This window comes from Pseudomonas sp. DCB_BI (assembly GCF_026240995.1).
Taxonomy (GTDB): Bacteria; Pseudomonadota; Gammaproteobacteria; order Pseudomonadales; family Pseudomonadaceae; genus Aquipseudomonas.
On sequence record NZ_JAPFCG010000007.1, the window covers coordinates 113,727 to 129,542 of the forward strand.

The window sequence follows — 15,816 nt, forward strand, 5'->3', positions numbered from 1 at the left end:
TTAGCTGTTGCGGGTACTGCAGGGGGGCTGCGCAGCAGCCCCTTTTGCCGCGAAAGGAGTCGCCGAAATTCTACCCTGGCGTGCCTAGCGACCCGCGCAGCGGCTGCGCGCTATACTCCGCGCTTTTTGCCCGTGCCGGAATCCGCCCATGCGCCAGGTTTTGCTCATCGTCGATGTCCAATCCACCTTCAGCCCTCCCGAGTGGCTGGTCGATGGCCTGCGCCGGTTATCGGCGAACATCCCCACCATCGCCTCGGTCGAGTTGCACGACGAGCAGGCCACGCCGTTCGATCGGCAGCTCGGCTGGCACCCGGCAGCCGAGGACGAGAGCCTGGTCGAGGCTGACCAGGTGTTCGTCAAGCATGGCTACGGGCAGAGCGCCGAAGCGCTCGAGTACATCCGCCAGCTGGGTGTCGAGCGCGTGCTGGTGTGTGGCCTGCAGACGGAAACCTGCGTGCTGGCCGCCGGCTTCGCCCTGTTCGATGCCGGGCTGACACCGACCCTGGTCACCGATATGACGGTTGGTTCTTCGCTGGACCGCTCGGGCAAATTGGGCATTCAGCTGTGGCAGCACCATTTCCGCCAGGTCACCACCTCGGCGGAAGTGCTGGCTGAATTGGCCGGGCGCTCCTAGCGGCGGTACGCGTGAGTTCAGGCCGCACGCTGCACCGGATCATCTCCGCCGCGTGGCTTGTTGCCGGTAGTGATGCGTGCAAGCAGCCAGCGCGTCGCTGTGGTCCAGGCATAGCTGACGGCCACGCCACCGGTTATGGCCACGGCCACCTCGAACAGCGGGTGATGGAAAAAATGGTCCGCCAGCGACTGGAACTGGAAGTGTGTCAGGTAGATATACAGGGTCGACGACGCGATCACCGCACCCGCCCGGGCCACCAGCGCGGGTACGGGTAGCGAACGGAACCAGATAAGCGCCAGCATCGCCGGCAAGGCAATGTCGACATAGCGCGTGAAGGCCTCCCAGCCAACACCGGCTACCGCCATCAGGTCCAGCTCGCCCACCACCAGCACGGCCACCGCACTGGCTATCCATTTGCGCGCCGTGGTATCGGCGTGGTGAACGGCCATCCCCAGTACCATTACCGCCAGAAAGTGTTGCGGTACCCGGTTGAGCAGGTGGCCGGCATCGAACACGAAGCGGTTGAGCAGCACATCCAGCGCCACCAATGCACAGGCGGCGATGGTCAGACAACGGAACGGGTCGGCGCTGACGCGCTGGCGCACGCGCCTGATCGACAGCACCAGGCCAATGATCACGATCATCTGCACCAGCACTTCGATGTACCAGTAGTTGAACAGGCCGACCTGGTTGGCCGGGAACCAGTTGGACACCAGCAGCAGTGATTGCCAGTGCAGCTGGTCGAACACCAGTTGCAGCAGCGCGGTGTACAACAGCGTTGGCACGACGATTGCCGCCAGCGACCTAAGCAGCGTACGTGCATCGCCGCGTTCTTCGATGGCCTTGAGCTGGAAGCGCGCCAGGCTGATGCCAGAGACCAGGAACAGTACCGAGGTTTCGCCGACGATCAGCCAGTGGTCGAGCTCGCTCAGGTGGCCGACCACGATCAGGATGATGGCGAGCATGCGGATGAACACCGGCATTTCCATCACCCGCCAGGCGCTCTTGGCTGGCGCGCTCAGCTCGGCCAGCTGGTACACCGGCAGGGTTTCCCAACGGCCCGGAAGGTGGCCGATCAGCTCCTCCAGCACGCGCGAAGCCTGGACGAACGACAAAGAGTCGCCGCCAAGCTCGACAAAACTCAACCTTGCATCCAGGTGCGGTACCTGAAGGATGCGTGCCCAGGCTGAGCTCAGTTTTTCCGCCAGCGGTGACAAGGTTTGGCCCGTGCTGTCGTCAAATGGCGCGGGAAGGGCGCGTTTGTCGAGCTTGCCATTAGGTGTAAGTGGCAGGGCATCGAGCATTATCAACAGCGCCGGCACCATGTAGTCCGGCAGTTGCCCGGCGAGGGCCTGGCGCAGTTCATCAGCGGAGGTGGCCTGACGAGCGACGCAATAGGCCACCAGGCGGGTCGATGCACTGTCGTGATTGGCCAGCACTACACATTGCTCGATATGCGGGTGGCGGTTCAGCGTGTTCTCGATTTCCGCCAGTTCGATCCGATGGCCACGGATTTTTACCTGGCTGTCCGCACGGCCCAGGAAGCTGGCGCTGCCATCGGCCAGGTAGGTGCCCAGGTCGCCAGTGCGGTAGCAACGGTCGCTAGCCAGGCCGGTGAACGGGTTGGCGATGAACTTGGCCTCGGTCAGCGCCGGGTCGCCCCAGTAGCCCAGCGACAGGTACGGGCTGCGAATCAGGATTTCGCCGGTTTCGCCCGTGCTGACCAGCTGATTGGCTGGGTTGACCACCAGCAACTGTGCCTCGGCTATGCCTTTGCCCAACGGCACCCGGGCAGTGTCCATGGCCGGGTCGAGGGTATGGAAAGCCATGGCTTGCGGGGTTTCGGTGGTGCCGTAGAAATTGACGTTGACGGCATTCGGCGCGATGGCCCTGATCTGCTGGTAAAGCGCCGGGTTGAGCGCATCGCCACCCCAGAACAGGTAGCGCAGTTGTGCGAATACCTGGCCATTCACTTGCGCACCGGTTTGGATCAGCTTGCCCAGTGGCGGCGTGAGATGAATCACGCTAACGGCATGTTGGTGAATCCAGTTGGCCAGTTGCGCCGGATCGGTCAGGGTCGACTGGGCCGGGCAGGCGATGGTTGCGCCTAGCGAGAGGGGTGTGAACACGTCGCGGTACACCGGGTCATGGCCCAGGCCGGAAAGCAGCGAGAAGGTGTCGGCCTGGGTGAAACCATGCTGCTGCACATGCCAGTCGATAAAGTGCACCAACGGCGCATGGTGAGTGATGATGCCCTTGGGTTCGCCGGTGCTGCCCGAGGTGAAGGTGATGTAGGCCGGTTGTTCGGGGCTGACAGCTGGCAGTGCGATAGCTTGGGGGAACGCGTGCAGTGCCTCGGCGGGGGCTTCCGGCACCGGTACGACGAGGCGCTGCGCGGCGTCGACGGTGGCCTTGCCGCAGCGCAGGATGACGGCAGGCGCCAGGGTGTTGACGAGTTGCTGGATGCGGGTGGCAGGGTAGGCTGCGTCTGCCACGCTGAACGCCAGCCCGGCGCGCAGGCAACCCAGCATGGCGTAGACCAGAGCGGCGCAACGGTCGGCGACGATCAGCACCCGATCGGAGGTGTTATCTATATTCTGGAGCAGGAACGCGGCAATACCCCGGCTTACCTGCTCTAACTGGGCGTAGCTGCAAGTGGTGTGCGTGGCAATGATCGCGGTGCCATCGGGGCAGCGGCTGGCGTGTTCCAGAAAGGCCTGGTAGATCGGTTGCCCGGTAAGGTATTCCAGGCACAGCGTGGGGTTCGGGCGCAGGTCCGGCATGATGGGTGGGGGCTCCGCATGAACGTTTGGGCTGGCTGGTAGCACAACGCTAGTGCAGGGAGCGCGCAGGCGCCAACAAGAATGCTTGCCGTGCGATGGCCGGGGTACGCACCTGATTTCTCAGGCGGGTGCAGAATGGGGCTGCTGTGCAGCCCATCGCCGGCAATTCGGCCCCCACAGGGGCCGCGCAGGCGTATGTGGATCTTGGCCTGCACGGGACACTGTGGGCGCTGGCCTGCCGGCGATGAGGCCGGTGCAGGCTGGACGAGGTAGCCTGCGTTGGCCGATCGATCAGGCCACATCCACCAGCACGATCTCGCTGTCTTCAAGGGCGGTCACCCGCAGCACTTCCTCCTGTTCGATCGCCACACCATCACGTGCATTGGCCCGCAGCCCGTTGACGTCCACCAGGCCCTTGGCCGGCACCAGGTAACCGCGGCGTGCGGTATCGAAGCGGTACTCGGCAGTTTCACCCGCCTTCAGGGTGGCAGCCACCAGGCGCGCATCGGTGCGAATCTGCAAGCTGTCCTGGTCGCCGGCACGGCCGCTGGCCAGGGTCACGAAGCCTTCGCCACGCTCACCTTTGGGAAACGGCCGGCTACCCCACTGCGGCGCCTCACCGGTGCGCTCCGGCACGATCCAGATCTGGAAGATGCGGGTATCGACGTCTTCCAGGTTGTACTCGCTGTGCACGATGCCGGTACCGGCACTCATGACCTGCACATCACCGGCCTCGGTACGGCCTTTGTTGCCCAGGCTGTCCTGGTGACTGATGGCACCTTCCCGTACATAGGTGATGATTTCCATGTCGCGGTGCGGGTGCGGCGGGAAACCGCTGCCGGCCGCGATCAGGTCATCGTTCCAGACCCGCAGGTTGCCCCAGTGCATGCGCGCCGGGTCGTGGTACTCGGCGAACGAAAAATGGTGGTGGGCGTCGAGCCAGCCGTGGTTGGCGTGGCCGAGGCTGTCGAACGGTCGCAGTTGCAGCATGGTCGTGCTCCTTCAATCAGTGGAATGACGCCATGATGCGCCAACGATAGATCGAAAATAAGCGTAAATATCGGCTCAAAACTATCTATGCTATCGATGTGTTTTGCTGCGGGTTTTTACCCGTTTCATCGCCTAATCCACTGATCTGCAAGCATTCGCTGGCGATTTTTTCTCGATGCGGCGAACATGCCCGCTGATTTGGTTTTACAACGGAGTGACCGTGGCCCACGAGCAACCCCAGGCCCCCGCCAACCTTACCCCACCTGCCCAGTTGCCCTGGTTTCGCCGCCTGGTCGCCCGCTTGCTGGGGCGTGGCTTGACCCGCCTGCAAGCGCAGCACCGCGAATCCTGGTTTCTTGGCCACGCGACCGGCCAGCGCAATGGTCACGCCGAAGGTTTGCGTGACGGCTTCGAGCGTGGGCGGGAGGAGGGGTACGAGGCCGGGCGCCAGGTGCTGGTGATTCGCGATACCCGCCCCGACATTGCCGCTGTACCGGGCCAGGATGACAAGCTGTTCGATGACTGGCGCCTGCCGCTGACTGCCGAGCTAAAAAAGCGCTTCAAGGCCGATGTCGCCCAGCGCCTGCCCGCCGAGGCGCAGCCCAGCGCCGCGCAATGGAAACTGATTTTCAGCGACACGCCGTCCACCTGCGTGGTGGCCGGGGCCGGGGCGGGCAAGTCCACCTCGCTGGTGCTGCGGATCCTGCTGCTGCGTCATTATCTGGGCTACGAGCTGGATGCGATGACCGTGGTCACCTTCACCCGCGAATCGCGCAAGGATTTCATCAAGCGCCTGCTCCAGGTATTCGCCCTGTGGCAGATCAACCTGCAACCGCCGCAAGCCCGCGAGCTGGTACGTACCTTTCATTCGCGCATTCTGCCACTGGTACGCAGCCTGCCGGGTTTCGACCAAGTGCGCGCCTTCGAGACGCTGGGCGCCGAAATGCCCACCGGGCGCGAGGCCGAGGCCGACAGCAACCCGTTCGACCTGCGCCTGAACGATGCCCAGCGTCAGCAGCTGAACCAGTGCTACAGCCAGGTGTTGGGCGAGAGCCCGCGGTTTGCCGAGCTGATCGGTCTGTTGCGCAGTGAAGCTTTGCAACTCAAGCCACTGGACCCGAACAACCCTGATGTGCAAAAGCGCGCCCAGGTAACCCAGCTTGCCGCCCAGCGCGACGAAGAACTGTGCGACGTGATCGAGGACCTGTGGTTTGCCGCTGGCGCCTGGCCGATCAAGGGTATCGAGCCGTGCCGCGAAACTGTCGAGATCCGTGGCAGCCGCTTCCATGTGCACGGGCGCCTGGCCAATGGTGGGCCATGGGTGGTGTTGGGTTTCGACCCGGCAGAAAGCGCGCAGTATCAGCGCCCTGGCGCCAAGCTGGCGGTACGCGGCGAGTGGGCGGTCAAGCGCACCTTGCTACAGGCGTTTTGCGACAGGCCGCTGATCTGGCTCGACAACTACGCCATGGCCAGGCGGCTGGCGGCCTCGCTGGCGGGTGATGCGGTGGCGGGGCCGGGTTTCGAATACAAGGTCAAGGGCGAGCTGGCGGCGGCGCCGCTGCTGGATGCATTCGTCGCCGCGGCCAGTTTCATCGAAAACCTCGGCCTGGATGTGAACACGGCGGTGGCGGCGATGAGCTTCCCGACCGGCGACAGCGACGCGCTGTTCTTCGAAGCCCTGGCCCTGTACTGGAAAGCGCTGGAGGCGCACCTGCTGGACCAGTCCCCACCGGTCATGAGCTACAACCGCATGTTTGCCCTGTTCGGCGAGAACAACCCGGAAAACCTGCAACTGCTGCCCGACCCGTTGTTGCGGCCTTTGGCGCACCTGATGATCGACGAATTCCAGGATGTGTCGCCGCAGATTGTCAGCTGGTTGCGTGCCAGCCTTGCTGAAATCCGCCGACGTGGCCCGGCCATGCACACCGGTCGCCATGCTCAGCATTCGTCGCTGATGTGCGTGGGCGACGACTGGCAATCGATCTATGGCTGGCGTGGCAGTTCGCCCAAGTACTTCATGGAGTTCACCAAAGCCTTCCCGTCGCCGGTCAGCACGCGGGTGATGCTGGTTGACAACTATCGCTGCCAGCAGCAAGTGATCGACGCGGCCGAGCACCTGGTCAAGGGCACACCGGCGATCGCCGGCAAAAAAGCCCGCGCCAGCGGCCCTGCCGCCGAATTGCCAGGTACGCCGGTGAAGGTATTCGACCGGGACGAAGCCGCGTTGGGGGAAACCCTGATCGAGCACTACCAGCGTGGCGAGACGGTGATGATGCTGTACCGCAAGGGCAGCGACAGGGCACTGATGAACGAGCACCTGCAAGGTGTGCTGCACGCCGAGGCGGGTTTGCCGGCTGAGCAGCGCAGGTTGCGCCAGTTGACCTACCACAGCGCCAAGGGTTTGCAGGCCGATGCGGTGTTCATGCTGGGCGACTGCCAGTACCTGACCTGTTCGCCCTACAAGAACCAGGTGTATCGCCAGGCCGGGCTGGGCAAGGCTGGCGATGCCCAGCCGTTCGATACCGCGCAGAAGGAGGAGGTGCAGCGCCTGGCTTATGTGGCGGTGACGCGCGCGGTCAGGCATTGCTACTGGCATGTGGAGGCGGCCAACGGCGAGGCTGCTGCTGTGCCTCGGGCCTCGGCCCAGGTGGATGGCCGGCAGGGCTTCTTCGAAGACCTGCGCGGCCAGTGAAGCCGGTCAGCTGCCTAGCGTCTCTACTTCGCGAGTGAGGCTGAGCAGAAGCCCTTCCTCACTCAGCGCTTGTTCCGCTCGCAACGCCAACATGCCATCGATGTAGGTCTGGTCATTGATCGGGATTCGCTGCACTTTGCCGGCTTCCACGGGGGAGGCACGCAGCACCGTGGTCAGGCTTTTCACGATCGAAGCAGGTAGCTGGGTTACGGCTTTGGCTTGGTCATCGTTGCACCAGTCCAGGTAGTCCAACCCCGGGCGCCAGAACTCGGTGATGGCGTTGAATGCCTTGAGGTTCTGCTGTTTAAGGAAGCCGGTCCAGCTCGACTGGCGCAGTAGCCATGCGTTGCTGGCCTGTTCAGCCGGGGTGAGTCGGCGTACCTCGGCCGCTACGTTGTCGATGATCTGCTGGCTGACATTGGCGGTTGCCCGGTAACGCATGCCGCGGCTGGGTTCGGGGAAGTCCAGCTCGGTGGCCAATGACTGGCGCAACGCCAGGCGCACTTCAATTTCGTCGACCAGGCCAGTGCGCAGTTCAGTGTCCGGGAAGGCCTCGGGCTCGTCCAGCGGGTCAAGGGCGGGCAAACTATCATCGTCCACGTCGTGCTGCAGTGCTGCTTGACGCTCGCTTCGTCTTGCATTGATGCGTTCAGCCAGCGTGTTGACGGTGTCGCGCCGGAACAATTTGCGTTGCAACGCCAACAGCTGTTTGGCCGGGTTGGTGGACTGCAGGCTGGTCTTGTGCACGATGACCTGGATTTCCAGCTCGCTGAATGCGTCGGTACCTGCATCGCCGCAGGTGGCCGGGAAATGCTGCGCTACGTACTCCAGGTGCTCGCGCAGGGAAGTGTTCTGGCTGGCCTCGCTCAACAACGCCCAGACCCGTTGGCGTACCCCTTTGGGATGGTTGCGTGCCTCTGCCGAGTCCGCCAGCCTTTCGAGCGCGCCGAGCAGGTAGCGGTTGTCGCCCTGGTCGAACAATTCATCCCAAAGCCTCAACTGAGCGTCGTCGGCTCCCACCTGGAAGAACCCCAGCTCTGCTGATGGTGCAGACGATGCCTCGGCGACATTTACGCGACTGGCGCGCAAGCGGTCTCTGGTTGAGGCCTCCAGCGTATTGCGGTTGTGCAACCACCGACGTTCGGGCACCTGGGCCGCGACGTCCCGGGCGAAGGGGCTGCGCAATACCTGATCCAGGTTCGGCAGGGTGCGAATCCTGTTGAATGACAGTTCGAGTGTGCGCAACTGGTACTGCGGCTGCTGCATCAACGCGGTCAGGCCCTCTGGCCATGTGGTCAATTCGCAATGGCTGAGGTCGAGCACTCGCAGACGAGCCATGAAGGTCACGTTGGGGGCTTGGCCCAAGGGGTTGCCGGCCATTCGCAGTGTGTGAGGGTGGATGACGGTTGTGAACGTGCTGGCCAGGTCAGGGGTCAGTGTGATGCGGTTGCCACTGAGGTCCAGTTCATCCAGAGGCAGGCTGGCGAGTGCCCTCAAGCGCGCATCGTCGAGCTGCAGGTTATTACCCTGCAGCCGCAGGCAGCGAAGCCGCGACCTTGGGCCAAGCGCCTGTACGGCCTCGAATAGCGAAGCCTGGTCAATCCGCGGGTTGTTGATGATTTCCAGGGTTTCGACATTCGGGAAGCAGGCAAGAAAGCTTGGCTCGATGCGCTCCAGGTCAAGCCAATTCATCTTGAGCGTTGTGATATGCGGCAGGGTGACCGTCAACTCGGGCAGCCGGCTCACCTGCATGCCAGTCAGCTCGAGCGTGCTGATTGCACTTTGCGATTGTTGCCACGCTTCAATCAGCCGGTTCTGGAAAAGGCTGCGGTCAAAGGCCTCCGGGCCGCTGGCCCAGGCTTGCAGTTCGGTCTTGAGTAAACGCAGATCCGCCTCCAGGCGCTTGATCTGCGTGCCCAGGTCACCTGCCTGAGCCAGGCGGGCTCTGAGCGCATGAACTTCATCGATATCCAAGCCAGGGTAGAGCACACTGAGCCGCCTGGCTGCACCCGTCAGGCCACGACCGCTCAGTGGATACCCGACTCGACCGTCGGCAAGGCGCAGGGGCGAGCGGAACCCGGGTTTGATCGGTTGCTGGCCAAGCCGTGCTGCACATCCCTGACGATTGGCCAAGGCAGCCGCCAAGCGTTTTTCCGCACTGGCGCGAGGGTATTCGGCTTGCAAAACCTGGTCGAGCAGCTGGCTGTCGGGGGTCGCCAGGGTCGGCCGAGCGAGCCCGAGCAGGGCGCGGTTGAGCCGAGCCTGGGCCTGCAAGGCACGTGCTTCCTCAGCCACACGCAACGGGACCCTGCCGGCTGCAAGTTGTTTGCGCTCTTTGCTGCTGACCCGTGCCTCGATCGCTTCCAGCGCCAGTTTCGGTAACCCGGGAAACTGGCGCCCGAGTGTTTGCGCCTCTGTGCCCGGCACTGGGTCATGGCTGTGCAAAAGGCTTTGAAACAGTGCTTCGCGCTGGGTCTCAAGGCTTCGCGCCAACGTGCTATCCAGCGTTGCGGCGCGCTGTGCTGGTTCGATATCACCGACCAGCGCGCGAATGGCCTGGTCATTCATCTGCGCCAGTACGGTCTGGCTGAGATGCCCGTTTTCCAGGTCTGTCCGGGTGATTTCGATTTCGACCTTACCCAGGCCTTCTCGCTCGCCATAGTAGAGGGCGTCGCCCCAGGGCTCCGGGCCGTTGAATACTTTAAGGATGCAGTCAGCCGGCCACCCCGGCAGTGATAACAATCCGGGTAGCGCATAATTTTTATGAGCCGCCAGTGACCGACCTTCGCGCACGCTGTCGATAATCAGCTGGGCTTCGTTGTCCGCCCGGATGCGCAACATCGTGTCAACCAGCAAGGAGGGCGCCTTCTGCCCGCTGGAGTGGGTGTGGCGCAGAACATCGCCGTTTTCACCGCAACAGCGCAGGGCGGTCTCCAGCGCTGCATCGTCCAGTCCGGCAGCTACCTTCCCCAAGCGTCGTAACGCTTGCGGGGCGTCCCATTCCAAGGGGTGCTCGTGGTCAAGCTTCCAGCGCCCCTCACCTTGGTGTTGAAGCTTTGGCGCATAGGCCTCGGGCTTGGCGGGGTGACGAATGCGCCATTGGCTGTCGGCGTCCTGGAAGACTTCGTAGCTGGTACCGTCCAGCTCCAGGTACTGCTTGCCTGCCGTGCGATACAACCCCATGTCATCGGTCTCGATGTGCGCCGGGCGCTTGACCGTGCTGGCGTATTCCGCCATTTCGGCATGCCACAATACTTCGCGACCTTCATGCCATACCGATTGCAGCGCATCGACGAACCCGGATGCCTTGACCGCTCGCGCGCCGACCGCGAAGCCAGCGATGACAGTGGCATTGATCGCCAGGGATTTCAGCTGCTCCAGCGCCTGGGCAGTATCGCCTTCGGCCCAGGCTTCTACGCCCGTGAACACCGACTTGACGATGTCGTAGGCAAATACCCCAAGCATGACCGTGTTCAACGCCGGCACGCAGAATGCGGCGACGTTGAGGACACTCATGCCAAGGTCCAGCCAGTATTGAATACGCTCCTGCAGTGCCTTGGCATTGGCATCGGCGGTGGGCACGGCTACAGCCCTGGCATCCGCTTCAAGGCGCTGTAGTTGGTTTTGGTAAAGCAGCGACCAGACGGCCCCGCGCTGCAGTGGGTGGCGGGCAAAGCCCAGTTTGGGCTCTTTGCGAGGCCTGCGGCCCCCATCGTCAAGTAGTTCAAACAACGCAGCATCGAGCCGACGCGCCAATGCGGCCTGGTCATGCTTAGCGGTAAAACCAATGATCGATTGGCGGAATTCACGCTTGAGCAGGCGGCTGGCCATGAAGTCGCGGGCCGCTTTCGCCGAGCCGTACTCGCGTATCGGGTGCTCGGGGTGGCCCGGGATGAACACGATGCAGGGGTTCAGCTGGTCGTCGCGGTCCGGCCCGATCAGTAACACCTCGTGGATAGCGGTAGCGAACAGGCTCAACCGCCAGACGTGAAGCGCTTCGCCTGCGTAGCGTGGCTGAACTGCGGGGGTGCACAGTTGTGTCAGTGCGTCACGACCGGAACTGCTCAACAAGCCCTTCATCCAGGCGATTTGCGCCTCGACCAGCAAGGTTTGCTGGCTCAAGGCAATGGACAAGCGCTGGATATCCTGCTGGCGTGGGCCTTGGTAAATCGACTGTATGTGCTCCTGATACTGCTGCCCGAGGTCCAGCTGCCGGCAGATGCGCACAAAGTTGACCGGGGTCAGGTGTGGCAGCTCCGCGGTGTCGTGCACACCCTGAACCAGCCGGTCATATGGGCCTGTGTCATCAATGATGTCGAAATTGTGCAGCGCAGCTTCGAGCAGGCTGCGGTATTGCGGGTTGCCCATTGGGCGTGTGGTGACATCGTGCTGCCCAGGTACCGGCAGCGGTACCTCCAGGTCGGGAGGCGGTTGCCATGGGTTGCTGATCTGCTCTGCGGGCTGGAACACATATTGTGCCTTGTCGACCGGGGTGCTCAGGCCCAGGCGCTGTTCCAGCAGCGGTTTGCAGAAGTCGGTGATGCCTTTGAAGCCAGCCAGTGCTTCGCTCAGCTGGGCATGATAGCGGTCGCGCTGCGTGTACAGTGCTTGCAGCCGTTGGCGCTCTTCGGTCAGGGCAGTGGCGTACCAGGAGTAGGTGTTCCCCTCCGGGTCAATGTAGGCCCTGCGGACGGCGTCCAGGAGCGCTTCGGTATGGTCTGGGTGCAGGCCTTGGCTCCAGCCTGGCAAGCTGCGTACGATCTGGGCCTGGTGCAAAGGTGTCGAGGTGGTCATTGGCGTTGCCCGTTGGTTCAGGAAGGCCGTAGTAGACCCAGCCAGGGGTACGCCGCTGGGGTAGATAATTGTTGGATGTCGGTTGTTTGCATGCAGGTGTCGGTCAGGGGCTTATGCGCAACGGCGTTGTGCGCGAGGGTGGGTCACTGCAAGCCGGGCTGGCCATGGAACAGCCCCCTGGACAAGGAGACACTTCATGCGTTCGCTGCACAGTCCCAAGGACCACCTGTTGGACTTCGATGGCATCGAGATCGCCGTGCGCACCTGGGGGCCGGAGGACGGTATCCCGGTCCTGGCATTGCACGGCTGGCTGGACAACGCTGCTTCATTCGAGCGTTTGGGGCCATTGCTGGACGGTTGTTTCGTCATCGCCCCAGACCTGATTGGCCATGGCCGTTCCGACCACCGCCGGCATGACAGTGGCTATTACCTGTGGGAGCATGCCGAGGACATGCTGGCCGTGACCGAGAGCCTGGGGCTGGCGCAATTCCATGTGCTGGCGCATGGCATGGGCACTGGTGTGGCGTCGTTGCTGGCAGCCATGACCAGCGGGATCGCCAGCATGACCTTCCTTGACGGCATGGGCGCACCGTTCACGGTTGCCGACGATGACCGAGTGCAGCACCTGGCCCGTGCTTACCGCCTGAAACGCATGGTCCAGCGCAGCCAGTTGCAGGGCTTTGGCAGGCCGGATGCTGGCCGTTTCGATGACCTGGAAACAGCGCTGGAGCAACGGCGTGAGCGCCTCGACACCGAGCTGTCGGAAAGTGCCGCACGTGTACTGGCGCTGCGTGACTTGCTGCAGCTGGGGGATGGTTACTGCTGGCGTCACGACCCGCGCCTGGTGCTGCCCGAGCCCATGCCGCTGACCGAGCGCGAAGCGTGCGACCTGCTCAGCCAGATCCGCTGCCCGTTATACCTGATGTTCGGCCGCCAGGGCGCATTTGCCGGCGAAGCCTTCAGCCGGCGCCAGGCGGCGCTGCCCGGCCAGGCGAAAGTTTCGTGGCACCCGGGCGGGCATCACTTCCACCTGGAGGCGCCAGACCGCGCACTGGTCGACCAGCTGCTGCGTATCCTCGCGCGTCACGAAGCAGGGGTGTTGCAACGGCTGGTCAACGAGTAGCTGATGATGGTCATGCCGGGATCAGCTGGGCTATGGTGGCTACTGTTCTAGCGCAAAGCCACAAGGAGCCCGGCATGCGACCTTTCGTCATCAAGCACATCGACCACCTTGTTTTGCGGGTCAGCGACTTGCCACGCAGCGTGGCCTTTTACACCGAACTGCTTGGCTGCAGCGTCAGCCGGGTACGGGACGACCTGGGGATGATCCACCTCGCCACGGGGACGGCAATGATCGACCTGGTGACCCTGGACGGCCCGCTGGGGCAGCCAGGTGGTGCCGCTCCTGGTGCGCAAGGGCGCAACCTGCATCATTTTTGCTTGCGCATAGACCCCTTCGATGAAGCGGCGTTGACCGCCTACCTGCAGGCTGCGGGGGTTAAGGTGGAACCCGCGGAAGAACGCTATGGTGCCGAAGGCGAGGGGTTGTCGCTGTACTGCTATGACCCGGATGGCAACCAGGTCGAGCTGAAAGGCCCCTCGACATCCTCGCCGAGGCTGATCAGTACCTGATGCGCGTAATGCACGTGGCTGTCGGGTTTGCCCAGCGTAGCCAGTAACAGGCAGTGATCGTCCGCCAGCCCTGCTTGTCGCTCATGCCGCGCTCCTGTGCCTGGCCAGGCGGGGTGGATATCCCGCCAAAGCCGATTATGCTTCAGATACCTTGCTGCGATCCGAGGCGGCCAGCCTCGTCGTGCTTCGCGCAACCAAAGCAAGCCCTAGGGCCTGGGTGCGACGGTGAAATGGGTATGAGGTGCTCCGGCCTGCATGATGACATGACGGAGGCAACCCATGGCGGTTCTCGACAGCGCATCCACGGGCAGTAGCGCGCCCCAACGCGGTATCACCAAGGAGGAGCGCAAGGTCATCTTCGCCTCGTCCCTGGGCACGGTATTCGAATGGTACGACTTCTACCTGTACGGCTCCCTGGCGGCGATCATCGCCAAGCACTTCTTCGCCGGGGTGAATGAAACCACCTCGTTCATCTTCGCCTTGCTGGCCTTTGCCGCAGGCTTTGCCGTGCGCCCGTTCGGCGCCATCGTGTTCGGCCGCCTGGGCGACATGATCGGGCGCAAGTACACCTTCCTCATCACCATTGTCATCATGGGCCTGTCCACTGCGGTGGTGGGCCTGCTACCGGGCTACGCCACCATCGGCGTGGCCGCGCCGATCATCCTGGTCACCTTGCGCTTGCTGCAGGGGCTGGCGCTGGGCGGCGAGTATGGGGGTGCTGCCACCTATGTGGCCGAGCATGCGCCCAAGGGCCGACGCGGCTTTTTCACCGCCTGGATCCAGACCACCGCCACCCTGGGGCTATTCCTGTCACTGCTGGTGATCATGGCCTGTCGTACGGCCATGGGGACGGAGGTGTTCGAGGCCTGGGGCTGGCGGATACCGTTCCTGCTGTCGATCCTGCTGCTGGTGATTTCGGTGTACATCCGCATGCAGCTCAACGAGTCGCCGGTGTTCATGAAGATGAAGGCCGAGGGCAAGGCATCCAAGGCGCCACTGACCGAATCGTTCGCCCGCTGGGACAACCTCAAGGTGGTCATCATGTCGCTGCTCGGTGGTACCGCCGGCCAGGCCGTGGTGTGGTACACCGGGCAGTTCTATGCGTTGTTCTTCCTGTTGCAGATGCTCAAGATCGAACCGCAAACCGCCAACCTGCTGATTGCCGGGTCGCTGTTGATCGGCACACCTTTCTTCATTTTCTTCGGCAGCCTGTCTGACCGCATCGGCCGCAAGAAGATCATCATGGCCGGCTGCATCATCGCCGCGCTGACCTACTTCCCGATCTTCAAGGCGCTGACCGAATACGGCAACCCGGATGTATTCGTTGCCCAGGAGCAGAACCCGGTGGTGGTGGTGGCCGACCCAGGCCAATGCGCATTCCAGTTCGACCCGGTAGGCAAGGCCAAATTCACCAGTTCCTGCGACATCGCCAAGAGCCTGCTGGCCAAGCGCGCCATTCCGTATACCAATGAAGCGGCGGCGCCCGGCAGCGTGGCACAGATCCGCATTGGCGAACGGGTGTTGCCGAGCTTTGAGGGCAGCAGCCTGGCGGCGGCGGACTTCAAGGGGCAGAGCGACGCGTTTACCGCAACCTTGAGTGGGGCATTGAAAGAGGCGGGCTACCCGGAAAAAGCCGACCCGGCGAAGATCCACTACCCGATGGTACTGTTGCTGCTGACCATCCTGGTCATCTACGTGACCATGGTCTACGGGCCGATCGCCGCATGGCTGGTGGAACTGTTCCCGGCGCGCATCCGCTACACCTCGATGTCGCTGCCTTACCACATCGGCAACGGCTGGTTCGGCGGCTTTCTGCCGACCGTGGCATTTGCCATGGTGGCCGCGACCGGGGATATCTATTACGGGTTGTGGTACCCGATCGTGATTGCCGTGATGACGGCGGTGCTGGGGATCTTCTTCCTGCCGGAAACCAAGGACCGGGACATCACTCACACCTGAAGGTAAGCTTGCCTGTGCTGGCCCCTTCGCGGGCAAGCCCGCTCCCACAGGAACTGCACTGGTTTCGAGGCCTGTGCAGTCCCTGGACTGCAAAGCTTTAGAGGCCTGTGCTGTACCTGTGGGAGCGGGCCCGCGAACAATCCAGCATGGTGGATGGCACGGGCTTCGCCCGTGTTCGCGGGGGAAATTGAGCAAGCCAGTTCTTCCCCAGGTACTGCATCAGCCTCAAGCCTGCGGGGTACCTGTGGGAGCGGGCTTGTCCCGCGAAGCATCCAACAGGGTGCATGGCATGGGCTGCGCCCGCGTTCGCGGGACAAGCTTGCCCGCGAAGA

The 15,816-nt window shown here is 63.1% G+C and carries 8 protein-coding genes and 2 pseudogenes; 5 read left to right on the forward strand and 5 right to left on the reverse strand.

Annotated features, from left to right (window positions below; translation table 11 throughout):
- The first annotated feature begins 148 nt into the window (after positions 1 to 148).
- Entirely contained in the window at positions 149 to 634 is a 486-nt protein-coding gene (locus OO258_RS09805; RefSeq protein WP_110744192.1) for an isochorismatase family cysteine hydrolase, read from the forward strand.
- Between the two features lie 17 nt (positions 635 to 651).
- On the opposite strand, the gene OO258_RS09810 is transcribed toward OO258_RS09805, so the two are convergent.
- Both OO258_RS09810 and OO258_RS09815 read right to left on the reverse strand, forming a co-directional pair.
- Positions 652 to 3,417: an amino acid adenylation domain-containing protein gene (locus OO258_RS09810; RefSeq protein ID WP_266030107.1), complete on the reverse strand. Its 2,766-nt coding sequence runs from the start codon at positions 3,415 to 3,417 to the stop codon at positions 652 to 654.
- A gap of 291 nt (positions 3,418 to 3,708) precedes the next feature.
- Entirely contained in the window at positions 3,709 to 4,407 is a 699-nt protein-coding gene (locus OO258_RS09815) for a pirin family protein (RefSeq protein ID WP_266030108.1), read from the reverse strand.
- 175 nt (positions 4,408 to 4,582) lie between these two features.
- Between OO258_RS09815 and OO258_RS09820 the strand changes: the two genes are divergently transcribed.
- Positions 4,583 to 7,099: a UvrD-helicase domain-containing protein gene (locus tag OO258_RS09820; RefSeq protein WP_266030110.1), complete on the forward strand. Its 2,517-nt coding sequence runs from the start codon at positions 4,583 to 4,585 to the stop codon at positions 7,097 to 7,099.
- A gap of 6 nt (positions 7,100 to 7,105) precedes the next feature.
- Here the strand turns inward: OO258_RS09820 and OO258_RS09825 are convergent, their stop codons facing one another.
- The 3 genes and pseudogenes from OO258_RS09825 to OO258_RS27620 all read right to left on the reverse strand — a co-directional run.
- Positions 7,106 to 10,615 (reverse strand): NEL-type E3 ubiquitin ligase domain-containing protein, encoded by a 3,510-nt coding sequence (locus tag OO258_RS09825; RefSeq protein ID WP_416309203.1) that lies wholly within the window; start codon positions 10,613 to 10,615, stop codon positions 7,106 to 7,108.
- 88 nt (positions 10,616 to 10,703) lie between these two features.
- Positions 10,704 to 10,769: pseudogene (locus OO258_RS27615) on the reverse strand (hypothetical protein); the annotation flags it as partial.
- A gap of 128 nt (positions 10,770 to 10,897) precedes the next feature.
- A pseudogene (locus OO258_RS27620) lies at positions 10,898 to 11,893 on the reverse strand (dermonecrotic toxin domain-containing protein); the annotation flags it as partial.
- Positions 11,894 to 12,089: 196 nt separating this feature from the next.
- Between OO258_RS27620 and OO258_RS09830 the strand changes: the two are divergent.
- The 3 genes from OO258_RS09830 to OO258_RS09840 all read left to right on the forward strand — a co-directional run bounded on the left by OO258_RS09830 (position 12,090) and on the right by OO258_RS09840 (position 15,484).
- Entirely contained in the window at positions 12,090 to 13,016 is a 927-nt protein-coding gene (locus OO258_RS09830; RefSeq protein WP_266030112.1) for an alpha/beta fold hydrolase, read from the forward strand.
- Positions 13,017 to 13,090: 74 nt separating this feature from the next.
- The gene (locus tag OO258_RS09835; RefSeq protein WP_266030114.1) at positions 13,091 to 13,525 is read left to right on the forward strand and encodes a VOC family protein; all 435 of its coding nucleotides are present in this window, start codon (positions 13,091 to 13,093) and stop codon (positions 13,523 to 13,525) included.
- Positions 13,526 to 13,804: 279 nt separating this feature from the next.
- Positions 13,805 to 15,484 (forward strand): MFS transporter, encoded by a 1,680-nt coding sequence (locus tag OO258_RS09840; protein WP_266030115.1) that lies wholly within the window; start codon positions 13,805 to 13,807, stop codon positions 15,482 to 15,484.
- The last annotated feature ends 332 nt before the right edge of the window (positions 15,485 to 15,816 follow it).

Excerpts from the sequence above, each read along its gene's own strand:
- OO258_RS09830 (WP_266030112.1), top strand. The coding sequence starts at position 12,090 with ATGCGTTCGCTGCACAGTCCCAAGGACCACCTGTTGGACTTCGATGGC.
- OO258_RS09815 (WP_266030108.1), bottom strand. The coding sequence starts at position 4,407 with ATGCTGCAACTGCGACCGTTCGACAGCCTCGGCCACGCCAACCACGGC.
- OO258_RS09825 (WP_416309203.1), bottom strand. The coding sequence starts at position 10,615 with ATGAGTGTCCTCAACGTCGCCGCATTCTGCGTGCCGGCGTTGAACACG.
- OO258_RS09820 (WP_266030110.1), top strand. The coding sequence starts at position 4,583 with ATGCGGCGAACATGCCCGCTGATTTGGTTTTACAACGGAGTGACCGTG.
- OO258_RS09805 (WP_110744192.1), top strand. The coding sequence starts at position 149 with ATGCGCCAGGTTTTGCTCATCGTCGATGTCCAATCCACCTTCAGCCCT.
- OO258_RS09840 (WP_266030115.1), top strand. The coding sequence starts at position 13,805 with ATGGCGGTTCTCGACAGCGCATCCACGGGCAGTAGCGCGCCCCAACGC.
- OO258_RS09810 (WP_266030107.1), bottom strand. The coding sequence starts at position 3,417 with ATGCCGGACCTGCGCCCGAACCCCACGCTGTGCCTGGAATACCTTACC.
- OO258_RS09835 (WP_266030114.1), top strand. The coding sequence starts at position 13,091 with ATGCGACCTTTCGTCATCAAGCACATCGACCACCTTGTTTTGCGGGTC.